This window comes from Nocardia sp. N2S4-5, assembly GCF_044628355.1.
In the GTDB taxonomy this organism is placed as follows: Bacteria; Actinomycetota; Actinomycetes; order Mycobacteriales; family Mycobacteriaceae; genus Nocardia; species Nocardia wallacei_B.
On the sequence record NZ_JBIUPM010000001.1, the window covers coordinates 2737692 to 2758734 of the forward strand.

Sequence of the window (21043 nt, forward strand, 5' to 3'; positions counted from 1 at the left end):
ATCGTTGGCAAGTGAACAGTCCGGCAACCGTTCCGGAGAGAATCCGGACCCTGGCAAACCCGACGAGTCCGGTGCGTCCGGGGCCGACGCGGGCAAGGCGACGCCGCCGCCCTCGGAGAATCCACCCCCTGGTTTCGCCGAGCCCACCGCACCGCTACCCGGCATGCCCGAGCTGTTTCCTCCCGCGACGAAAGCAGGCGGAATCGGCGTGCCCCCACCCGAACCGCCGCCCGAAGCCGGTCCCCCGCGCTCCATGCGCGGCAGTATCCAGCGGCAGGAACCCGGCCTCACCCAGCCTCGCCCCCCGACCGTGGCCGAGGCGCGCGCCCGCGACAAGGCGCGCCGCCGGGCCGAGGAGGCGCAGCGGGCGGCCGAGGAGGCCCTCGCGGCCAAGAAGCGCACCCGCAAACGGCTGCTGATCGGCGGCGTGGCCGTGGTCGGCATCGCCGCGGTGGTGGGCGCCGGATACCTCACCTACCGCGCGGTCACCGCACCCGACGAGGTCACCGCCTACTGCGTCACCGAAGACAACGGCCAGCAGACGGTCGTCAACGACGACGACTGCGTGCGCGCTCAGCAGTACGCCACCACCTCGGGCGGCGGCGGATACTACGGCGGCGGCTTCCCGGGCATCTTCATCTACAACGGTCACCAGTACCGCTACTACTACGGCGGCAACAACACCGTCGGCCGGCCGCCCACCGGCGGCAGCACCGTCGCGCCGAAGAGCGCGTCGGTGAAGACCAAGAGCGGCACCATCGTTCGCGGCGGCCTCGGCACCAAAAGCAGCAGCACCAGTGGAGGTTCCTAGTGCGCCGAGTGCGCAGCCAACCGCGGCCGGGCTGGCAGCGGATCATTCAGGATCAGGGCCTGGTCTTCGGGTCGCCCGGCCGCGACGTGAACGGTCATCCGCGGCCGTACTGGGACGAATCGGTGCACTACGAATTCGACCTGGACGAGATCCTCGCGCTGGAGGCACAGGTCGAGGTGCTGCATTCGATGTGCCTGCACGCCGTCGAGCAGATCATCCTCACCGAGCGTTTCGCCGATTTCGGTCTGCCGCAATGGAGTTGGGAACCGATCAAGAAGTCCTGGCAACGCTCGGACCCCTACGTCTACGGCCGTTTCGACCTGCGCTACGACGGCCGCGGCCCGGCGAAACTGCTGGAGTACAACGCCGATACGCCCACCTCGCTGCTGGAGGCGGCGATCGTGCAGTGGCACTGGCTGACCGACACCCACGCCGACGACGATCAGTGGAATTCGCTGCACGAGAAGCTGGTCGAGCGCTGGGGTGAGCTGCGCGAGACGCTGCCCACCGGCGACCTGCACTTCACCTGGTCCTCGGCCGACGCCTCGGGTGAGGACAACGTCACCACCGCCTACATGCAGGAGACCGCCGCCGAGGCCGGATTCCACACCGTGGCACTGCCGATCGAGGAGATCGGATACGACACGGAGCTGGAACGTTTCGTCGATCTGGCGGAGGCGCCGATCGAATCGCTGTTCAAGCTCTATCCGTGGGAGTGGGCGCTCGACGACGAGTTCGGCAAGCGCGTGGTCGACTCGCTGCCACAGACGATCTGGATCGAACCGCTCTGGAAGTCGATGCTGTCGAACAAGGCGCTGCTGGCGGTGCTGTGGGAGATGTACCCCGGCCATCCGAACCTGCTGCCCGCCTATATCGACGACCCGCACGAACTCACCGAGTACATTCGCAAACCCAAGCTCGGCCGCGAGGGCGCGAACATGACGATCGTCGGCGCGGGCGTGGAGGCCGCCACCGGCGGGGTCTACGGCGAGGAGGGCTACGTCTACCAGCTGTTCGATCCGCTCCCCGACTTCGACGGCATGCGCCCGGTGCTGGGCGCCTGGATCGTCGGCGACGCCTCGGCCGGCCTGGGCATCCGCGAAACGCCCGGCCTGATCACCGACGACAGCTCGACCTTCGTCCCGCACCGCATTCCACAGCACTGAGACCACCGGCACCGCACCACATCATCTGGAGGACCATCGATGACCACCTTCGCGCTCGAGTCGGGGTATTGGGGGAACGTCGGCCACGGCGTCGGCGCCATCATCTCGTACGCCATCGTCGGCCTGGCGCTCATGCTGATCGGCTTCTTCGCCATCGACGTCACCACGCCCGGCCCCCTGCGCAAGCTGGTGGCCTCCGGCAACCCGAACGCCGTGGTCGTCACCGCCTCGGGAATGGTGAGCATGGCGCTGATCGTGGTGCTGGCGATCTACTCCTCCGGCGGCAAACTGGCCGAGGGACTCATCGCGTCGGCGGTCTACGGCCTGATCGGCATTGTCTCCCAGGTGATCTCGGTACGCGTACTGGAATGGGTACTCGGCCTGGACATCGGCGACCTGCTGCACGCCGAGCAGTACAAGGTGCAGTCACTGGTCGTCGCGGCCGCCCACCTGGGCCTCGGCCTGGTCGTAGCCTTCGCCATCCTGTAGAAGCTCCCCACTGCCTGACGCGCATCCCCGCAGGGACTCCCGTTCCTGCCTGACGCGGAGCGTTCAGGCCGCGGTGAACTCGAGCAGCTTCTCCATCGGCCACGTGTTGATGATGCGTTCGGCCGGAACGCCGTTGGCGACGGCCCGCTCGCATCCGTAACCCTGCCAATCCAATTGGCCAGGGGCGTGGGCATCGGTGTCGACGGCGAAGTAGCAGTCCATCTCCACGGCCAGCCGCATCAGGCGGCTGGGCGGGTCGCGGCGCTCGGGGCGGCTGTTGATCTCCACCGCGGTGCCGTAGCTGCGGCACGCCTCGAACACCACCTCGGCGTCGAACTGCGACTCCGGCCGGGTGCCGCGGCCGCCGGTCACCAACCGGCCCGTGCAGTGCCCGAGCACGTCCACATTCGGGTCGGCGACCGCGTACACCATGCGCCGGGTCATGGTCTCGCTGTCGGCGCGCAGCTTGGAATGCACACTGGCGACGACGATGTCGAGCCGCGCCAGCAGATCGGCCTCCTGATCGAGGGTGCCGTCCTCGAGGATGTCGACCTCGATCCCGGTGAGAATCCGGAACGGCGCCAGCTCCTCGTTCAGCTCCGCCACCATGTCCAGCTGCCGCCGCAACCGGTCCGCAGACAGCCCGTTGGCCACGGTCAGCCGCGGCGAATGATCGGTGAGCGCGCAGTATTCGTGCCCGAGGGCGACGGCCGTGCGCATCATCTCCTCGATCGGACTGCCGCCGTCGGACCAGTCGGAGTGGGTGTGCAGATCCCCGCGCAGCTGCTTGCGCAACGGCGCCCCCTCCGGGCCGAGCGGCCTTGCGGCCGTGCGCAATTCGGTCAACCTATCCGGCAACCGGCCCGCGGACGCCTGCGCGATCGCGTCGGCGGTCTTCGGGCCGATCCCCGGAAGTTCCTGCCAGCCACCGTTTCTGCGGTAGCCGTCGTACTCCTCCGGCGAGAGGGCGGCCACGACATCGGCCGCCCGCCGGTAGGCCTTCACGCGATGGGTCTCGGCGCGGGAGCGCTCCATCCAGAACGCAATCTCCCGCAGCGCCTGCACCGGGCCCGGAACATGTTCTGCCACTAGCGAATCCGTACGTACTTCACGAAGGCGACACCGTCCTCGAAGACACGGCTGGTCAGCACCCGGAACCGGGCGGGCTCAGGCAGCCGGACGCCGCCGCCGAACAGCGGGCGACCGCTGCCGAGCACGATCGGGTACAACTTCAGGAATACCTGGTCTATCTCCGGCAGCAGCACCTGCGCGAGTTCGCCGCCGCCGCACAGCCAGATGCCGAGTCCCTTCTCCCGCTTGAGTTCTCGCACCCGTTCGAGTGGATCGGCGGAGATCAACTCCACGTCCGGGGCCGGGTTCTCGGGCAACGTCGTGGACACCACGTACTGCCGCAGATGCGCGTACGGGCTGGAAGTGCCGGTGCGCACGCCGAAGTCGTGGGTCTTACGGCCCATCAGCACGGTGTCGAAGTAGCGGTTGGGCTTGTCGATACCCAGCGACTCCCGCACCTTCGCCGGCAGGGTCTCGGGGTACTGCGCCGTGATCGCCGGCTGATGATCACCCCCGACAGGGAAGAAGTCGACGGAGCCGTCCTCGGTGGCGATGAACCCATCGATCGTCGCAGCGACGTAGTAGGTCAGCTTGCGCATCTCTGCTCCCTTCCCGTGCCATCGACGGTGCCGATGGGCGCACCGACACAGCGGGCACACTCAAAACGGTAGCGCTTCACACCGACGCCGAACACAGTTCGGTGCGCGAACCGGTCCTATCCACGCGGCCTGCGCTGGCAGCGCGGGCAGGAGAACGAGGAGCGGTTCATGAACTTTTCCCGCACCATCGGCGCACCGCAGCGCCTGCACGGCTCGTCCTCGCGGCCGTAGGCGGCCAGCGCGCGCTCGAAGTAGCCGGATTGGCCGTTGACATTGACGTACAGCGCGTCGAACGAGGTGCCGCCGACCTCCAGCGCCTCGGTCATCACCGCCCGCACCTCGGTCAGCAGCCCGTGCAGGGCGGGCCGGGTGAGCTTGGCGGCGATCCGCTCGCCGTGCAGCCGCGACCGCCACAGCGCCTCGTCGGCATAGATGTTCCCGACGCCCGACACCACGGTCTGATCCAGCAGCACCCGCTTGATCTCGGACTGCTTGGCCCGCATCACGCGCACCACCGCGTCGGCGTCGAAGCGCGGGTCCAGCGGATCGCGGCCGATGTGCGCGACCGCCTCCGGGACCAGGGTGCCGTCCACCTCGATCAGCGGATGCAACGCCCAGCCGCCGAACGTGCGCTGGTCCACGAACCGCAATTGCGCGCCCGAGTCCAGGGTCGCGACGATGTGGGCATGCTTCTCCAGCGGGGCGTCGGCAGGCTGCACCAGCATCTGCCCGCTCATCCCGAGATGCACGACCAGGGCGAGATCCGGATCGTCGAAGGTCAACCAGAGGAACTTGCCCCGCCGCTGCGCCGACTCGACCCGCAGCCCGGCCAGCTCCGCGGCCAAATGGTCACCGCCGAGCAGATGCCTGCGCACCGAACGCGGATGCTTGACCGCGACGGATTCGATGACACTGCCGACCACGTGCTCGGCCAGCCCCCGCCGGACCGTCTCGACCTCGGGTAGTTCGGGCACCGCTACTCCTCTTGGCTCACCAACGCAGAAATCGCCCGCCGACCACGCGCGGTGCGTGGTCTCACGAGCGATTGTTCGCGGCCGGACGGGCGAACCCGCCGGGCCTAGCTGTCGGCGGTCAGCGCCTGCCAGGCCGCGCCGGCCGCCTTCTGTTCCGCTTCCTTCTTCGACCGGCCGATGCCCTTGCCGTAGGCCTGGCCGCCGACCATCGCGGTCGCGGTGAATTCCTTGTCGTGGTCGGGGCCGGTCGAGGTGATCTCGTAGCTGGGCACGCCGATGCCGCGCTCGGCGGTCAGCTCCTGCAGGCTGGTCTTCCAATCCAGCCCGGCGCCCATGCGGGGCCCGCGCTCGAGCAGATCCGCGAACAGCCGCAGCACCACGCTGCGGGCGACATCGATCCCGTGCTCCAGATGCACCGCGCCCAGCAGCGACTCCATGCCGTCGGCCAGGATGCTCGGCTTGTCGCGACCGCCGGTCAGCTCCTCGCCCTTGCCCAGCAGCAGATGCCGGCCCAGGCCGCCCTCGCCGAGACCACGGGCGACCTCGGCCAGCGCGTGCATGTTGACCACGCTCGCCCGCAGCTTCGCCAGCTCGCCCTCGGATTTCTCCGGGTGCTCGAGATACAGACGCTCGGTGATGCTCAGGCCGAGCACCGAATCACCGAGGAACTCCAGGCGTTCGTTGGTCGGCAGACCGCCGTTCTCGTAGGCGTAGGAGCGGTGGGTGAGGGCGAGCCGGAGCAGGTCCGGGCGCACCTCCACGCCGAGCGCCTCGAGTAGCGAGGTCTCGTCGGCGGCCTCGCCCACGGCGGGAGCTTCCGCTCCATCCTTGCTGGCGGTCACGTTCGCTACCGGATGGGCGCTCAGATTGCCGAAGCGACCTGACGGCCCTTGTAGGTGCCACAGCTCGGGCACGCGATGTGCGGCAGCGTCTTCTGACCGCAGGCCCGGTTCGGGCAGGTGATCAGGGTCGGCGCGGTGGCCTTCCACTGGCTGCGCCGCGAGCGGGTGTTGGCACGGGACATCCGGCGCTTCGGAACGGCCACGACTACTTCTCCTCTGTTCTGGAACCTGCCGAGCCGTTTCGGCCCGCAAGCGATCGGTTTACGTCTGTTTGCGCGTCGGTGTCGGAGACACCGGCGCCGGGCGCCTCGGCCGCGAATCCCGCGAGCCCGGCCCAGCGAGGGTCAAGTATCTCATGCCCGTGATCCGGACCCGCAATCGCCATCCGCACACCGCATTCGGCGCACAGCCCGGCACAGTCGGGCTCGCACAGCGGCTGCAACGGCAACTCCAGGCCGATGGCATCGACGATCACCGGTTCCAGATCGATCCGGTCGTCCACCAGGCGGTAGACCTCGTCGTCGTCGGTGGTCTGCTCGGTGGCGCTGTCCGGGTAGGCGAACAGCTCGGTGATCTGGATGTCGATCTCGTCGGTGAACGACTCGAGGCAGCGCGAGCACTCCCCCGCCAGCTCTCCCCGCACGGCGCCGGTGACCAGCACGCCCTCCGAAACCGCCTGCAGTGTCAGATCGAGATCGAGATCGCTGCCGGCCGGGATGGCGATCATCTCCAGGCCGATCCGCTCCGGCGCGGTCACGGTCCGGCGCACCTGCTTGATCGAACCGGGCGCGCGCCCGAGGCTACGAGTGTCCAGCACGAAGTCACCGTCGGCGGGACGACGATCGACCGACCGACGACGCGAACCGGAACCGGATTCGGCGGGCATCACGAACTCACTCACATATTCGACGGGGATTTGAACAACCACCCACGATACGCGAACAGCGGTTTTCTACCCAAACCGCAGATAGGAACCTGTCACCTGCCGAATTCAGCGGCGTAATCGGGGACGCCGCCGCCCGCGCGGAGTTGCTGGCGGCCGCGGCCGACGGTCCGCAGGGCTCCGTGCAACGTCTCCTCGAAGTCGGCCAGCTTGGAGTCCACGTAGAGGTCGCATTCCTCGCGCAGCCGGTCGGACTCGGTCTGCGCGGAGTCGATGAGCCGGGCGGACTCGGCGTGAGCGGCCCGGACCACCTCGGTCTGGGTGACCAAGCGCTCCTGTTCGGCGCGGCCGTCGGCGACGGACCGCTCGTAGGCGGCCTGCCCCGCCGCGATCATCCGCTCGGACTCGGTGCGCGCGCGGCCGGTGACCGATTCGTATTCGGCCTTGCCGTCCGCGATGACCCGTTCGGCCTCGGCCTGGGCGGTGGCGACGAGGTGGTCGGCGTGGGCGCCGGCCTCGGCGACCATCCGGTCGGCGTGCGCCTTGGCGTCGGACAGGATGCGGTCGGCCTCCTCGCGGGCCGCCGTGACGGTCTGCCTGGCTTGTTCGTCGGCGGTGGTGACGGTGGTGTCGGCGGTGTCGCGGGCGTCGGAGACGATTTTGTCGCGGTGGTCCAGGACGTCCTGCGCATCGTCGAGTTCGCCGGGAATGGCGTCGCGCACGTCGTCGAGCAGCTCGAGCACATCGCCGCGGGGAACGATGCAGTTTCGGGTCGGCGGGATGCCCCGCGCCTCCTCCACGATCGCGACCAGTTCGTCGAGTGCTTCGAATACGCGGTACATCTGCTGACCCCACTCTCCTACCGAACTCTCGCGGCGGATTCCGCCGCCAGCCTATTGCAGCCTGGGCTCAGTGTGCCTCTCGTCACGATCGTCTGCCCAGTTCACTCGCGGTGTGTCGTGGGTGTGTTTCCTATGCCACAAAAATCAAGTGGAGGAAATCTCTCCACTTGGTGATATCTTTTGTACTGAGCGGTAGACCAGCCGGGCGCACCGCATGCCTCGGACACCCGGCGACATGGATCGGAATGACGATGGCTGTCCTGTATCCGGTACATCGAGGGCTGGGGGCCGACCCCCAGCCCGGCTTCGATGTACCCGCACAGCCTGACGGGGACGTCGCTGGTCGACCCGCCCGGCGTAGCCGGTGGTCGTTCTATTGGCTGGCCTGGCTGCCGTTGGGTTTGGCCGTGCCACCGCCCGAGGCCTTCCTTACTCCGCGCCACGACGAACCGTCCCGATCCGCGCCGAAGGTGCGTCAGCCGACGCTGTTGTCGCGTCTCACCACGGGTGGATTGTCCCGGGGCGCCGCGCAACATCACCCCCGCTCCGGCGGTTCGGACACGCTGGTCGAGGACCGCCCCGAGACACCGGAGATCGAGCAGGCGCCGGACGCCACCGGGCGGCGGACGGCCCGGCAGCTGGGCGCCTATCTGCGCGGTGACAAGTGGCTGCCGCAGCTGATCCGGTTCGCGCTGGTCGGCGGGTTCAGCAATATCGGCTACTTCCTCTTGTTCATGGCTTGCTACGGCGGCGGTGCACAGCTGGCGAATCTCACGGGATCGATCGTGAGCACCGCGCTGGCCAACGAGATGCACCGGCGCCTGACCTTCCACGCCGCCGATCGCGTCGGCTGGCTCACCGCGCAGCTCGAGGGTGGCGGCCTGGCGCTGGCCGGGCTCGCCATCACCTCCGCCTCGCTGGCGGCGCTCGATTTCATCGCGCCGGGCATGAGTGATGTGGCCGAGGCGCTCGCGGTCATCGCCATCGCGGCCGCGGTCGGCACATTGCGCTTCCTCACCTTGCGGCTCTGGGTCTTCTGACCCGATCTCCCGGCCGTCCCTGCAACCGGTGCGTCAACCGGCACAGGGTGCGGGAAGAAGCTGGTCGAACGAGCAAGGAACCGCATCGGGTTACCCGGCGTCCAAGGACAGCAAACGCCTTTCCGTGTACTCGATGTGGAGGTCCAGCGATGAAACGTTGCCCGGGATGCCGTACATCAGCCCGCAGCGGAACGCGACCCGACGCCCTGCGCTTCCGCCCTTACACCACCCCCGCCATACGGTGCGACCGCCTCACCTCACCACGACTGCGCCGCCCCCGAACCGATCGCGACCCCGAATGAACACCCCGGCCTATCCCCCACCCGCGGCCGGCCAGGCCGCGCTGCCCGGGCGGGTGAACCGCGCCGAAGCCGGTCGCACCGAGCCACCCGGGCGGCCATTGAACTGTGAGACCGGTCGCGCCGCGCCACCGGGGCGACCGACGAACCGCGCCGAGGCCGGGCACGCCCCACCACCAGCCCGGCGGACGAACGCGGCAGGCCGCACCGCACCGCCCGGGCGGCCAACGAACTCCACTGCGGCCGGTCATGTCGCACCGCCCGGACTGTCGCCCGACGGTGCCGAGCCCTGGCACAGTCCGCCGCACGTGCCGCCACCGGACTCCACCGCGGCCGGTCGTGCCGCGCCGCCCGGACTGTCGCCGAACTGCGCCGAGGCTGGTCACAATCCGCCGTCTGTGCCGCCACCGAACTGGGGCGAGGCCTCGCGGGCTACGCTGCCCGAGCCGTGTGCAGACTATGCGGATACCGGGAAAGCCAAGGCGCACACCGGGATTCACCGCCGTCGGGAGGTTGTTCGGCGGGGCGTCAGCGATGACGAGATTCGGCGACGGTGTTCGGGCGGGCGGTGGCGGCGGCTGCGGCGTGGGGCGTATGCCGATGAGGCGGCGTTCGCGGGGCTGGATGCCATGGCTCGGCATCGTGTGCTCGCCGACGCGGTGCTGCCGGATCTGGCCACCGACGCGATCCTCAGTCATCAGTCGGCGGCGGTGATCTACGGGGCGCCGGTGTGGGTCGCGCTGCTCGGGCGGATCGACGTCACTCGCAACCGCCGCAACGGCGGGCGGATCCGGCCGGATATGAAGGTGCACTGCGCTCCGGTAGACACGGTGGCCGAGCTGGACGGGTTCGTGCTCACCACACCCGCGCGCACGATCGTCGACGTGGCTCGCACCGCGCCGTTCGAAGCGGCGGTCGTCGTCGGCGACGCGCTCGCCCGCGAATACGGCGTCACGCCGGACGATCTGGATGTGGAGCTGGAGCTGGCGCACCGGCGGCACGGTGTCGCCGCGGCGCGGCGGGTGGTGGATTTCCTGGATCCGCACAGCGAGAGCGTCGGCGAGTCCCGCAGCCGGGTGATGCTGCGGCGGCTCGGCCTGCCGCGACCGCGATCGCAAGGCGACGTCTATGGCGGTGCGGGGCGAATGGTCGGCCGCGTCGACTTCTATTTCGGCGATACGGGCGTGGTCGCCGAATTCGACGGTCGCGTCGCGTATGGGCGCGCGTGGCAACCCGGCCAAGATATGAGCGAGGCGGTGCGGGCCGAGCGAAGTCGCGAGGATGCCTTGCGCGGCAGCGGTTTACAGGTGGTCCGCTGGACCTGGGACGAACTCGCCACGGGCGAGGCGGCGCCGCGGCTGCGCGCCGCGTTCGGCCGCGCCCGGCGGGTCCGTCCGGAGGGTTTCATCTGCCAGGCCGCGCTGCCGGAGCCGAAACCGCTTGCGGTGCGCGCACTGTGAGCCCGCCGCCGGCCGTATCGCGCCTGCCGCGAGGTACGGCCGGTGCGGGTACCTGTTAGCGTTCGAGCATGGCTGGAGCACTGTGCCCCGGGTCGTTCGATCCGGTGACCAATGGGCATATCGATATGATCGGGCGGGCCGCCGCGCAGTTCGACGAGGTCGTCGTGACGGTGATGATCAACAAGAGCAAGCAGGGCATGTTCACCGTCGACGAGCGCATCGAAATGCTCCGCGACGCCACCGCCGACCTGCCGAACGTCCGCATCGAATCCTGGCACGGACTGCTGGTGGAGTTCGCCCGCGAACAGGGCATCACCGCCATCGTCAAGGGCCTGCGCGACGCCACCGACTTCGGCTACGAGCTGCAGATGGCGCAGATGAACAAGAAACTCTCCGGCGTCGACACCTACTTCCTCGCCACCAGCCCCACCCACAGCTACCTGTCCAGCTCCCTGGTGAAGGAGGTAGCCACCTTCGGCGGCGACGTCACCGGCATGCTCCCCGACGCCGTCCACAAACGCCTCCTCACCCGCATCGCCGAACGCCGCAACTGACCCGTCCCACCCGCCGTCGCCCAACAGGCGGCTGACACGGGGCCGCACTCGGTCGATGCCTGCCCGTGGCGACGCGGCCCTCCATGACGCGGCGGTCAGCGTAAAGGCGCTCGGCGACGCGGCGCTCAACTAGGCTGCGCTCGGCTAGGACCGCTCGACGAAGGGGCGTGTCCGGCGGTGGCTGGCCGAGGGCCATATCGGGTGACTACAGGCCGTGGCGGCGGTCGCCGGTAACCAGTTGGCCGACTTGGGCTTCCGCTGCCGCGGAGAAGGGGGCGCGGGAGGCTTCTACGGCGCGGTGGGTCTCCTCGGTGACGAGGTCGGCGTTGATCTGACCACCGGCGACTGCGCCTGCGGCGGCGGCGCCACCAACTTGGGCGGAGAGGTCGGCGACATTGCCCGCGACCCACACTCCGGGCACCTCGGTGCGGCCGGTCGGGTCGGCGGCGATGTGGTCGCCCATCCCGCTCGGATGCGCCACCGGGTGCAGACCCAGATCCGCCAGGAATCCGGCCCGCGCCACCATGCGCGGCGGCGCTGCCAGCACCTCGCGGGCGATCACGGTGCCGTCGGCCAGCCGCACGCCCGTGAGATGGTCATCGCTGATCTCCAGGTTCGCCACCTCGCCGGTCACCACCCGGATGCCCCGCGCGGCCAACTGCTCGGCCTGCTCACCGGTCGGTGCCGCCATCGTGTGACAGAACAACGTGACGTCATCGCTCCACTGCCGCCACAGCAACGCACCATGCACAGACATCGGCCCGTTCGCGAGCACCCCGATCGCCCGATCCCGCACCTCCCATCCATGGCAGTACGGGCAGTGCACGACATCGCGCCCCCACCGTTCCCACAACCCGGCCACCTCGGGCAACACATCGGCCAGCCCACTGGCGACCAATATTCGCCGAGCCCGCACACTCCGCCCATCCGCCAGCACAACGGTGAACCCGTCCTCATCCGACTGCGCACGCGACTCACCCCGCGCACCGGGCACCTGGCGCGAACTGGCCGCGCGGTCCGGTTGCGCGGCAGCCGGACTGTCCCCGCGGATCACGGTCTCGACGGTCCCGGAAATGATGTGCCCGCCGTAGATGCGGACTTCCGTTCGGCCTCGGGCGAGGAGTTCGGCGGGCGGCATGCCCTCGCGGGCAAGCAGGCCGTGTACGGCGTCGGCGGGGGCGTTGCGCGGGCTGCCGGAATCGATTACGGCTACCGAGCGGCGGGCGCGGGCCAGCATCAGCGCACCGTTCAGTCCGGCCGCGCCGCCGCCGATTACGACTACGTCGTAGTGGTCCCTCAGTTCGTCGGTCATCTCGACCACCTCCTTGTCTACGACCATGCGGGCCGATCGGTCGTTTGCGCAAAGTTCTTTGCCGGAATGGCAAAATGGGAGGTATGCAGAACATCGACCAGGCACTCGACGCGGTCGGCCCGCGGTTACGTGCGCTGCGACGGCAGCGCGAGACCACGCTCGCCGACCTGTCCGCCGTGACGGGCATCTCGGTGAGCACGCTGTCCCGGCTGGAATCCGGCGCACGGCGGCCGACGCTCGAGCAGTTGCTTCCGCTAGCCCGCGCCCACGGCGTCACCCTCGACGAACTCGTGGACGCACCGCTCACCGGAGACCCGCGCGTCCATATGCGCCCGATCTCTCATCACGGGATGACCATGGTGCCGCTCACGCGCAGGCCGGGCGGTATCCAGGCCTACAAGATGGTGCTCGACCCCGAAGACCGTTCCGGCGAGCCGAACCCGCAGACGCACGAGGGATACGACTGGGTCTATGTCCTCAACGGCCGACTGCGGTTGATCCTCGGCGAACACGATCTGGTGCTGTCCCCCGGCGAGGCGGCCGAATTCGACACCCGGGTGCCGCACTGGTTCGGTGCGGCCGGTTCCGAACCGGTCGAACTGCTCAGCCTCTTCGGCAAGCAGGGCGAACGCGCACACCTGCGCGCCCGACCCAAAGGCCCCGGCGCATAACGCCTCTCACGCCTCCGGCTCGAATTCGGCCATCTCGATCCGCGTTTCGCCGTAGCGCCGCGGCTTCCGCACGGAAAAGCCTGTCGGCCAGTCGATCTCGGGTGAGCGCACCGACCGCTCCACGACCACGGTGGCGTACTCGCGCAGCCAGCCCCCGGCCGTCAACGCTGTCAGATCCGCTTCCACCTCGGCGGCGTCGAGCGCATACGGCGGATCGGAGAACACCAGATCGTACGGTTCGCCGGGCGTCCCGGACAGCACCGAACCTACTGCGCCCACCCGCAATTCGGCACCGGCCAGACCGAGGTCGGCGATATTGCCCCGCACGACGGCCGCCGCCTTCCGATCGGACTCGACGAGCAGCGCGTGCGACGCCCCGCGCGACAGCGCCTCCAGACCCAGCGCCCCCGACCCGGCATACAGATCCAGGACCCGCACACCATCGAAGTCGATCCGAGCCGCCAACGCGCTGAACAGCGCTTCGCGCACCCGGTCGGAGGTCGGCCGAGTCCCCGCCGGCGGCACCCGCAGCCGCCGCCCACCGGCCACACCCGCCACAATCCGGGTCATCGCCCGATCACGCCCGCGATAACCCGGCCGGGGCCTCCCGCGGCCGCCGCCCTCACTCCGCCGCGGCCTCGTTCACGCGCAGGTCGACCAAGAGGTCGCCGCCCTCGACCTGCTGTACCTTGCCGATGGCGACGCGACGCACGGTCCCGGCGCGCGGCGCGGTGATGGCGGCCTCCATCTTCATCGCCTCGATAGTGCCGACGGTGTCACCGGCGGCCACCGTGTCACCCTCGGCCACGACCAGCGTGACGACACCGGCGAACGGCGCCGCGATGTGCCCGGGATCGGTCTTGTCGGCCTTCTCGGCGACCGGCACCTCACTGGCGATCGAGCGGTCGCGCACGGTGACCGGGCGCAATTGCCCGTTGAGGATGCACATCACCGTCCGCATGCCGCGGTCGTCGGGTTCGGAGATGGCCTCCAACCCGATGAGCAAGGTCACGCCCTTCTCCAACTGCACCCGGTGTTCCTCACCGTGACGCAGCCCGTAGAAGAACTGGTTGGCCGACAGGCCCGAGGTGTCGCCGTATTTCTCACGGTGCGCGAGGAATTCGGCGGCCGGCCCCGGAAACAGCAAGCGGTTCAACGTCGCCCGGCGCTCGTCCGAGTTGCCGTTCAGCCCCGCCTCGTCCGCGGCCGACAGCTGCGTCTCCGGCTTAGCGGGACCGCGCCCGGCCAGCGCCCGGCTGCGGAACGGCTCGGGCCAGCCACCGGCCGGTGTGCCGAGTTCGCCACGCAGGAAACCGATGACGGAATCGGGGATGTCGAAGCGCCCTGGGTCACTGGCGAACTCGTCCACCGTCACACCCGAACCCACCAGCGACAACGCCAGGTCCCCGACCACCTTCGACGACGGCGTCACCTTCACCAGCCGTCCCAGCAACCGGTCCGCCGCAGCGTATTTGGCTTCCACCTCCTCGAAGCGGTCTCCCAGACCCAGCGCGATCGCCTGCTGCCGCAGATTCGACAGCTGCCCGCCCGGAATCTCGTGGTGGTACACCCGCCCCGTCGGCCCCGGCAGCCCGGATTCGAACGGCGCGTACACCTTTCGCAGCGCCTCCCAGTACGGCTCCAGATCACACACGTTCTGCAGATCGAGTCCGGTATCGAACGGCGAATTGGCCGCCGCCGCAACGATTGCCGACAGCGCGGGCTGAGAGGTGGTGCCCGCCATCGGCGCCGACGCCCCGTCGACCGCGTCGGCACCCGCGTGCCACGCCGCCAGGTAGGTCGCCAGCTGGCCGCCCGGGGTGTCGTGAGTGTGCACGTGCACCGGCAGATCGAAGTTCTCCCGCAACGCGGTCACCAGCGTGTGCGCGGCGGGCGCGCGCAACAGCCCGGCCATGTCCTTGATGCCGATGACGTGCGCCCCGGCCTGGACGATCTGCTCGGCCAGCTTCAGGTAGTAGTCGAGGGTGTAGAGATTCTCGTCCGGGTTCGACAGATCCCCGGTGTAGCTCATCGCGACTTCGGCCAGGGCCGTACCGGTTTCGCGCACCGCGTCGATCGCCGGGCGCATCTGATCGACGTTGTTCAGCGCGTCGAAGATGCGGAAGATGTCGATACCGGTCGCGGTCGCCTCGGAAACGAAAGCGCGCGTGACCTTCTCCGGATACGGCGTGTACCCGACGGTGTTGCGGCCCCGCAGCAGCATCTGCAGGTTGATGTTCGGGATCGCCTCGCGCAGGGCGGCCAGCCGCTCCCACGGGTCCTCGTGCAGGAACCGCAGCGCCACATCGTAAGTCGCGCCACCCCAGCACTCGATCGACAGCAGCTCCGGAGTCATCCGGGCGACGTGCCCGGCGACCTGCAACAGGCCGTTGGTGCGCACCCGCGTCGCCAGCAGCGACTGATGCGCGTCGCGGAAGGTGGTGTCGGTGACCCCGACCGCCTTCTGCTCACGCAGCCACCGCGCGAAACCCTCCGGCCCCAGCGCCAGCAACCGCTGACGCGAACCGTCCGGCGGCGGCACGGTCGTATCGATCGACGGCAGCTTGTCGTGCGGATACACCGTGGTCGGGCGCTCACCGTGCGGCTTGTTGACGGTGATGTCGGCCAGATACGTGAGGATCTTGGTGCCGCGGTCGGCGGAACCGCGCTGCGTCAGCAGGTGCGGCCGCTCATCGATGAACGAGGTGGTGACCCGTCCGGCCCGGAAGTCCGGGTCGTCCAGCACCGCCTGCAGGAACGGGATATTGGTCGAGACACCGCGGATGCGGAACTCCGCGAGCGCGCGCCGCGCCCGCGCCACCGCCTGGCCGAAGTCCCGCCCGCGACAGGTCAGCTTCACCAGCATCGAGTCGAAATAGGCGCCGACCTCCGCGCCCAGGTTGGCGCCGCCGTCGAGGCGAATGCCGCCGCCCCCGGGACTGCGGTAGGCGGTGATGCGCCCGGTGTCGGGCCGGAACCCGTTGGCCGAGTCCTCGGTGGTGATCCGGCACTGCATGGCGGCCCCGCGAATACTGATCGCGTCCTGGCTCAGGCCCAGGTCGGCCAGCGATTCCCCGGTCGCGATCCGTAGCTGCGCGCCCACCAGATCGACATCGGTGATCTCCTCGGTCACCGTGTGCTCGACCTGGATGCGCGGGTTCATCTCGATGAAGACGTGATTGCCGCGCTCGTCGAGCAGGAATTCCACCGTGCCCGCGCAGCTGTAACCGATCTGCCGCGCGAACGCCACCGCGTCGGCGCAGATGCGTTCGCGCAGAGCGGGATCCAGGTTCGGGGCGGGCGCCAGTTCGATCACCTTCTGATGCCGCCGCTGCAGCGAACAGTCCCGCTCGAACAGGTGGATGACGTTGCCGTGCTGGTCGGCGAGGATCTGCACCTCGATGTGGCGGGGATTGACCACCGCCTGCTCGAGGAACATCGTCGCGTCGCCGAAGGCCGATTCGGCCTCCCGCATCGCGGCCTCCACGGCCTCGCGCAACTGCGCCCGATCGGCCACCCGGCGCATGCCGCGCCCGCCACCGCCGGCGACGGCCTTGACGAACACCGGGAACTGCACCGTCTCCGCGGCCGCCAGCAATTCGTCCACGTCGGCCGAGGGCGCGCTCGAGTTCAGCACCGGCAGGCCCGCGGCCTTGGCGGCGGCGATCGCACGCGCTTTGTTACCGGTCAGTTCCAAAACTTCGGCGGAGGGGCCGATGAACGTGATGTTCTCCCGCGCGCAGGCCGCGGCCAGGTCCGGATTCTCCGAGAGAAAGCCGTAACCGGGATATACGGCGTCTGCCCCGGCGGTCTTGGCCGCCTTGATGATCTCCTCGATCGACAGGTAGGCCCGCACCGGATGGCCGGGCTCCCCGATCTGGTACGACTCGTCGGCCTTGAGCCGATGCACCGAATTGCGGTCCTCGTAGGGGAACACCGCGACGGTGCCGATGCCGAGTTCGTAGGCGGCGCGGAACGCCCGAATGGCGATTTCCCCGCGGTTGGCGACCAGCACTTTGGAGAACATCCGATTAAGGTACCTGGCCGGTCGGCGACTCCGGACGGCGAATACACTTTCGCAGCCAACCTCACATCGAAACCGTACCGATCTGCGAATTTGCGTAATCCGCCGGTAACCCGCCGACCGCGGGACAGCACGCGGGAATATTCGTTTTCGGCCGTGGCTTATGCTCGTTGTGCAGCTGGTTCGCTGCGCCGACGAGTTGGAGCCCCGAGCGTCGGACAGCAGCGTCGAAACCGGTCCGTACGGATCGGCCAGAGGGAACCCGGTGGGAATCCGGGACTGTCCCGCAGCGGTATGCAGGAACGACCGCCGTCAACAGCACTGGATGCGCGCATCCGGGAAGCGACGGCCAGTAGGACCGCCCCGACGGGCCTTGCCTGCGAGTCCGAAGACCTGCCGGCTGTGTCGGATACGCCGTATCCGGCGGCCACCGCCTCGTGGAACAGGGCGGGCGGACACCACTACGCACGCCGGATCTGCCGGTGCGAGAAGCGTTTTCGGGCTCCGTCCTCCCCTATGGCGGTGACCTGTGGCTTCCAGCACTGGAGAGAGACCGTGACTTTTCACAACCCTTTCACCGCAACGGTTCTCGGCATTCCGCGGATCGGGCCGCGGCGCGAGCTGAAACGCGCGACCGAGAGCTACTGGGCCGGCCGTATCAGCGCGGCCGAACTGCAGGCCGTCGGCCGTGACCTGCGCACCCGTCAACTGGCCGGATTGGCCGCGGCCGGACTGGATTCCGTTCCGGTCGGCACCTTCTCCTTCTACGATCAGATGCTCGACACCGCGGCCATGTTCGGCGCGCTGCCACCGCGCGTGGCCGATATCGCCGATCCGCTGGACCGCTATTTCGCGGCCGCCCGCGGCACGGAGACGGTGGAACCGCTGGAGATGACCAAGTGGTTCGACACCAACTACCACTACCTGGTCCCCGAAATCGGCCCCGGGACCACGTTCGCGCTGCAACCGGACAAGCTCCTGAGTGAGCTGCGCGAGGCCCGGGAACTGGGCGTTCCGGCCCGCCCGGTCGTGATCGGTCCCCTGACCTTCTTGAAGCTGGCGAAGGGCATCGACGGGACAGCACCGCTGGACCGGCTGAACGATCTGCTCCCGCACTACCGCGAACTGCTGCGGCTGCTGGCCGCCGAGGGCGCGCAATGGGTGCAAATCGACGAACCGGTGCTGGTCACCGATCTCACCGCCCCCGAACTGGCACTGCTGCGGCGCACGTATGCCGAGCTGGCGGGCGTGCCACAGCGCCCGGCGATCCTGGTCGCGACCTATTTCGGGCGTCCGGGTGCGGCGCTGCCCGCGCTGGCGGACATGGGCGTAGAGGGCATCGCGCTCGACTTCGTCGCGGGCGCCACCGTGGACGACGTGGCCGCAGTTCCCGCGCTGGCAGGCAAGCTGGTGGTGGCGGGCGTGGTCGACGGACGCAATGTCTGGCGCACCGATCTCGACCAGGCACTGTCGACATTGGGCACGCTGCTGGGCAGTTCGGGTGCGCTGGCGGTCTCGACCTCCAGTTCGCTACTGCACGTGCCGTATTCGCTGGACGACGAAACCGGGACCGACCCGGCGCTGCGATCGTGGCTGGCGTTCGGCGCGGAGAAGGTCGCCGAGGTGCGGCTGCTCGCGACGGCGGTGCACCGAGGCACCGAGGCCATCGCGGACGAACTCACCACGGCCCGTGCGGCATCGGCGAGCCGCGCCACCGATCCGCGTTTGCGCAATGACGCCGTCCGGGCCCGGCTGGCGACCCTCGGCCCCGAAGCCATCCGCCGCTCCCCCGCAGCGGAACGCCTTGCGCTGCAACGAGAACGGCTGCGGTTGCCGTTGCTGCCCACCACCACGATCGGCTCCTATCCGCAGACCTCCGCGATCCGGCAGGCCCGCGCGGCGCTGCGCAAGGGCGAGATCACGGCCGCGCAGTACGACGAGCGGATGCGCGCCGAGATCGCGGACGTCGTTGCGCTGCAAGAGAAGCTGGGCATCGACGTGCTGGTGCACGGCGAGCCCGAGCGCAACGACATGGTGCAGTACTTCGCCGAACAGCTGGACGGGTTCTTCGCCACGGCCAACGGCTGGGTGCAGTCCTACGGCACCCGCTGTGTGCGGCCGCCGATCCTGTACGGCGACGTCGCCCGGCCCGCGCCGATGACCGTGCAGTGGATCGAATACGCCCAGTCGCTGACCGACAAGCCGGTCAAGGGCATGCTGACGGGGCCGGTGACGATCCTGGCCTGGTCGTTCGTGCGCGACGACCAGCCGCTGGCCGACACCGCCCGGCAGGTGGCGCTGGCCATCCGGGACGAGACGGTCGATCTGCAGTCGGCCGGTATCCGCATCGTGCAGGTCGACGAGCCGGCGCTGCGGGAACTGCTGCCACTGCGCGCCGACGCCAAGCGGCGGTACCTGGACTGGGCGGTGGCGGCGTTCCGGCTGGCGACCAGCGGCGTCTCGGACGCTACCCAGATCCACACGCACCTGTGCTATTCGGAGTTCGGTGAGATCATCGGGGCGATCGCGGATCTGGACGCCGACGTCACCTCGATCGAGGCGGCGCGCTCCCGGATGGAGGTACTCGACGATCTGAACGCGGCGGGCTTCCACCTGGGTGTCGGGCCGGGCGTCTACGACATCCACTCGCCGCGAGTGCCGAGCGTCGAGGAGATCACCGCCTCCCTGCGCGGGGCGTTGAAAGCTGTTCCGGCCGAACGTCTCTGGGTCAATCCGGACTGCGGGCTGAAAACCCGCGGTCCGGCCGAGGTGGAGGCGTCGCTGCGGAACATGGTCGCCGCCGCGCACACCGTGCGCTGAAATCGGTGACCCCGGCCGTCGAGGACGGCCGGGGTCACGATCAGCCCGAGGACTACGCGACGCCCATAGTTCGTTGCGGCACACCGACATACGCCGACAGCGGGCGGATCAGGGCGTTGGATTGGGACTGCTCGATGATGTGCGCGGTCCAGCCGGTGATGCGGCTCATCACGAAAATGGGTGTGAACATGTCGATGTCGAAGCCCATCAGGTAGTAGGCGGGACCGGCCGGGAAGTCCAGGTTCGGTTCGATGCCGGTCGCCTCCGCCATCGCGGCCGCCAGTTCGGTGTACATCCGCAGCCACTCGTGGCCGCCGGTCACCTCGGCGATCTCCGCCAGGGCGGCCACCATGGTGGGCACCCGCGAGTCGCCGTTCTTGTAGACCCGGTGCCCGAAACCCATCACCTTCTCCTTGCGGGACAGCTTGTCCCGCAACCACTCCCGCGCCAGCTCGGGCCGCCCGATCTCCAGCATCGCGTGCATAACGGCCTCGTTGGCGCCGCCGTGCAGCGGCCCCTTCAAGGTTCCGATGGCCGCGGTGACGGCGCTGTACATGTCCGATTCAGTGGAGGTGACGACGCGAGCGGCGAAGGTGGAGGCGTTGAAGCTGTGCTCGGCGTACAGGATCAGCGATGTCTCGAACGCTCGCACGATGCGCGGGTCCAGCTGCCATTGCGCCGCGGAGTCGCCGAAGCACATGGCGAGAAAGTTCTCGGCGAACCCGCGCCGCTCGTCGGGGGCGATCGGGTCGAGCCCGCGGCGACGGCGCATATCGGCCGCGATCACCGTCGGCAGCACCGCGGTCATCCGCAAAGCCTTGGCCAGCAGCGCATCCGGGCTCTTGCCGCTGTCCTCGAGCGGGTCCTCCGCCCCGAGGTAGCTCACGACCGTGCGCACCACATCCATCGGGTGGCAGGTCTCGGGCAATTTGTCGATCAGCCCCAGTAGCGAGCGATCCAGGGGCCGCAGTGCGCGTTCGCGGTGGCACAGCGCCGGCAACTGGTCCGCGTCGGGCAGTTCGCCGTGCCACAGCAGGTAGGCGACCTCCTCGAAACCGCAGTGCGCGGCCAGATCCTGCACCGGATAGCCCCGGTAGGTCAGGGAGTTGGTCTCGGGCACGACCTTCGAGATGGCGGTCGTGTCGACCACCACTCCGGCCAAGCCCTTCTTGATCTCGGTCATCAG

The 21043-nt window shown here is 69.0% G+C and carries 19 protein-coding genes and 1 riboswitch; of the genes, 8 read left to right on the forward strand and 11 right to left on the reverse strand.

All coding sequences use genetic code 11. The features are described 5' to 3' along the window. The first annotated feature begins 4 nt into the window (after window positions 1-4). Genes ACFMRZ_RS12200 through ACFMRZ_RS12210 form a run of 3 tightly spaced genes read left to right on the forward strand, consistent with a single transcriptional unit; the run spans window position 5 to window position 2466 of the window. On the forward strand, window positions 5-811 hold the full coding sequence (locus ACFMRZ_RS12200; protein ID WP_400179230.1) for a hypothetical protein: 807 nt from the start codon (window positions 5-7) through the stop codon (window positions 809-811). Beyond that, window positions 811-1977, forward strand: a complete 1167-nt coding sequence (locus tag ACFMRZ_RS12205; protein WP_400179231.1) for a glutathionylspermidine synthase family protein — start codon at window positions 811-813, stop codon at window positions 1975-1977. Before ACFMRZ_RS12200 ends, ACFMRZ_RS12205 begins: the two co-directional genes overlap by 1 nt. 39 nt (window positions 1978-2016) lie before the next feature. Then, entirely contained in the window at window positions 2017-2466 is a 450-nt protein-coding gene (locus tag ACFMRZ_RS12210; protein ID WP_400179232.1) for a DUF350 domain-containing protein, read from the forward strand. A gap of 63 nt (window positions 2467-2529) precedes the next feature. Here the strand turns inward: ACFMRZ_RS12210 and ACFMRZ_RS12215 are convergent, their stop codons facing one another. The 7 genes from ACFMRZ_RS12215 to ACFMRZ_RS12245 all read right to left on the reverse strand — a co-directional run bounded on the left by ACFMRZ_RS12215 (window position 2530) and on the right by ACFMRZ_RS12245 (window position 7677). Continuing rightward, on the reverse strand, window positions 2530-3555 hold the full coding sequence (locus ACFMRZ_RS12215; RefSeq protein WP_400179233.1) for a PHP domain-containing protein: 1026 nt from the start codon (window positions 3553-3555) through the stop codon (window positions 2530-2532). Next, window positions 3555-4136 (reverse strand): dihydrofolate reductase family protein, encoded by a 582-nt coding sequence (locus tag ACFMRZ_RS12220; protein ID WP_280370051.1) that lies wholly within the window; start codon window positions 4134-4136, stop codon window positions 3555-3557. The genes ACFMRZ_RS12215 and ACFMRZ_RS12220 overlap by 1 nt, the downstream gene beginning before the upstream one ends. Before the next feature lie 116 nt (window positions 4137-4252). Then, complete coding sequence (gene mutM / locus ACFMRZ_RS12225; protein WP_280273215.1) at window positions 4253-5110, reverse strand: bifunctional DNA-formamidopyrimidine glycosylase/DNA-(apurinic or apyrimidinic site) lyase; 858 nt, start codon at window positions 5108-5110, stop codon at window positions 4253-4255. A gap of 104 nt (window positions 5111-5214) precedes the next feature. After that, complete coding sequence (rnc, locus tag ACFMRZ_RS12230) at window positions 5215-5952, reverse strand: ribonuclease III (RefSeq protein WP_400179234.1); 738 nt, start codon at window positions 5950-5952, stop codon at window positions 5215-5217. A gap of 20 nt (window positions 5953-5972) precedes the next feature. Continuing rightward, window positions 5973-6155 carry a 50S ribosomal protein L32 gene (gene rpmF, locus ACFMRZ_RS12235; RefSeq protein WP_280273214.1) on the reverse strand — a complete coding sequence of 61 codons (183 nt, stop codon included), beginning with the start codon at window positions 6153-6155 and terminating at the stop codon, window positions 5973-5975. A 2-nt stretch (window positions 6156-6157) separates the two neighbouring features. Then, window positions 6158-6838: a DUF177 domain-containing protein gene (locus ACFMRZ_RS12240; protein ID WP_280370068.1), complete on the reverse strand. Its 681-nt coding sequence runs from the start codon at window positions 6836-6838 to the stop codon at window positions 6158-6160. Window positions 6839-6930: 92 nt separating this feature from the next. Next, on the reverse strand, window positions 6931-7677 hold the full coding sequence (locus ACFMRZ_RS12245; RefSeq protein ID WP_400179235.1) for a DivIVA domain-containing protein: 747 nt from the start codon (window positions 7675-7677) through the stop codon (window positions 6931-6933). Between the two features lie 245 nt (window positions 7678-7922). Here ACFMRZ_RS12245 and ACFMRZ_RS12250 point away from each other — a divergent pair, with 245 nt between their 5' ends. From ACFMRZ_RS12250 to coaD, 3 genes are all read left to right on the forward strand, one after another. Next, window positions 7923-8717 (forward strand): GtrA family protein, encoded by a 795-nt coding sequence (locus tag ACFMRZ_RS12250; RefSeq protein ID WP_400179236.1) that lies wholly within the window; start codon window positions 7923-7925, stop codon window positions 8715-8717. Between the two features lie 928 nt (window positions 8718-9645). Beyond that, window positions 9646-10476 carry a hypothetical protein gene (locus tag ACFMRZ_RS12255; protein ID WP_400179237.1) on the forward strand — a complete coding sequence of 277 codons (831 nt, stop codon included), beginning with the start codon at window positions 9646-9648 and terminating at the stop codon, window positions 10474-10476. Window positions 10477-10544: 68 nt separating this feature from the next. Then, a complete protein-coding gene (coaD, locus tag ACFMRZ_RS12260; protein WP_280273211.1) occupies window positions 10545-11030 on the forward strand; it encodes a pantetheine-phosphate adenylyltransferase in 486 nt (161 codons plus the stop codon). 205 nt (window positions 11031-11235) lie between these two features. Here coaD and ACFMRZ_RS12265 read toward each other — a convergent pair whose 3' ends face one another. Beyond that, window positions 11236-12342, reverse strand: coding sequence for an NAD(P)/FAD-dependent oxidoreductase (locus ACFMRZ_RS12265; protein ID WP_400179238.1), 1107 nt, complete (start codon window positions 12340-12342; stop codon window positions 11236-11238). 83 nt (window positions 12343-12425) lie between these two features. On the opposite strand from ACFMRZ_RS12265, the gene ACFMRZ_RS12270 reads away from it, so the two are divergent. Continuing rightward, window positions 12426-13013 (forward strand): helix-turn-helix domain-containing protein, encoded by a 588-nt coding sequence (locus ACFMRZ_RS12270; RefSeq protein WP_400179239.1) that lies wholly within the window; start codon window positions 12426-12428, stop codon window positions 13011-13013. Window positions 13014-13019: 6 nt separating this feature from the next. Here ACFMRZ_RS12270 and rsmD read toward each other — a convergent pair whose 3' ends face one another. Further along, a complete protein-coding gene (gene rsmD / locus ACFMRZ_RS12275; protein WP_400179240.1) occupies window positions 13020-13583 on the reverse strand; it encodes a 16S rRNA (guanine(966)-N(2))-methyltransferase RsmD in 564 nt (187 codons plus the stop codon). Between the two features lie 52 nt (window positions 13584-13635). Beyond that, a complete protein-coding gene (locus tag ACFMRZ_RS12280; RefSeq protein WP_400179241.1) occupies window positions 13636-17040 on the reverse strand; it encodes a pyruvate carboxylase in 3405 nt (1134 codons plus the stop codon). A 214-nt stretch (window positions 17041-17254) separates the two neighbouring features. Continuing rightward, window positions 17255-17453, forward strand: a riboswitch (cobalamin riboswitch). A 100-nt stretch (window positions 17454-17553) separates the two neighbouring features. Between ACFMRZ_RS12280 and metE the strand changes: the two genes are divergently transcribed. Then, the gene (metE, locus tag ACFMRZ_RS12285) at window positions 17554-19857 is read left to right on the forward strand and encodes a 5-methyltetrahydropteroyltriglutamate--homocysteine S-methyltransferase (protein ID WP_400179242.1); all 2304 of its coding nucleotides are present in this window, start codon (window positions 17554-17556) and stop codon (window positions 19855-19857) included. Between the two features lie 52 nt (window positions 19858-19909). Here metE and ACFMRZ_RS12290 read toward each other — a convergent pair whose 3' ends face one another. Continuing rightward, window positions 19910-21040, reverse strand: coding sequence for a bifunctional 2-methylcitrate synthase/citrate synthase (locus tag ACFMRZ_RS12290; RefSeq protein ID WP_400179243.1), 1131 nt, complete (start codon window positions 21038-21040; stop codon window positions 19910-19912). Between the last annotated feature and the right edge of the window lie 3 nt (window positions 21041-21043).

What these genes read in the sequence shown, in the direction of transcription:
- ACFMRZ_RS12245 (WP_400179235.1), bottom strand. Translation starts at nt 7,677, where the DNA reads ATGTACCGCGTATTCGAAGCACTCGACGAACTGGTCGCGATCGTGGAG.
- ACFMRZ_RS12280 (WP_400179241.1), bottom strand. Translation starts at nt 17,040, where the DNA reads ATGTTCTCCAAAGTGCTGGTCGCCAACCGCGGGGAAATCGCCATTCGG.
- ACFMRZ_RS12255 (WP_400179237.1), top strand. Translation starts at nt 9,646, where the DNA reads ATGGCTCGGCATCGTGTGCTCGCCGACGCGGTGCTGCCGGATCTGGCC.
- ACFMRZ_RS12265 (WP_400179238.1), bottom strand. Translation starts at nt 12,342, where the DNA reads ATGACCGACGAACTGAGGGACCACTACGACGTAGTCGTAATCGGCGGC.
- ACFMRZ_RS12240 (WP_280370068.1), bottom strand. Translation starts at nt 6,838, where the DNA reads ATGCCCGCCGAATCCGGTTCCGGTTCGCGTCGTCGGTCGGTCGATCGT.
- ACFMRZ_RS12290 (WP_400179243.1), bottom strand. Translation starts at nt 21,040, where the DNA reads ATGACCGAGATCAAGAAGGGCTTGGCCGGAGTGGTGGTCGACACGACC.
- ACFMRZ_RS12270 (WP_400179239.1), top strand. Translation starts at nt 12,426, where the DNA reads ATGCAGAACATCGACCAGGCACTCGACGCGGTCGGCCCGCGGTTACGT.
- ACFMRZ_RS12220 (WP_280370051.1), bottom strand. Translation starts at nt 4,136, where the DNA reads ATGCGCAAGCTGACCTACTACGTCGCTGCGACGATCGATGGGTTCATC.
- rsmD (WP_400179240.1), bottom strand. Translation starts at nt 13,583, where the DNA reads ATGACCCGGATTGTGGCGGGTGTGGCCGGTGGGCGGCGGCTGCGGGTG.
- ACFMRZ_RS12250 (WP_400179236.1), top strand. Translation starts at nt 7,923, where the DNA reads ATGACGATGGCTGTCCTGTATCCGGTACATCGAGGGCTGGGGGCCGAC.
- coaD (WP_280273211.1), top strand. Translation starts at nt 10,545, where the DNA reads ATGGCTGGAGCACTGTGCCCCGGGTCGTTCGATCCGGTGACCAATGGG.
- ACFMRZ_RS12210 (WP_400179232.1), top strand. Translation starts at nt 2,017, where the DNA reads ATGACCACCTTCGCGCTCGAGTCGGGGTATTGGGGGAACGTCGGCCAC.
- metE (WP_400179242.1), top strand. Translation starts at nt 17,554, where the DNA reads ATGGCGGTGACCTGTGGCTTCCAGCACTGGAGAGAGACCGTGACTTTT.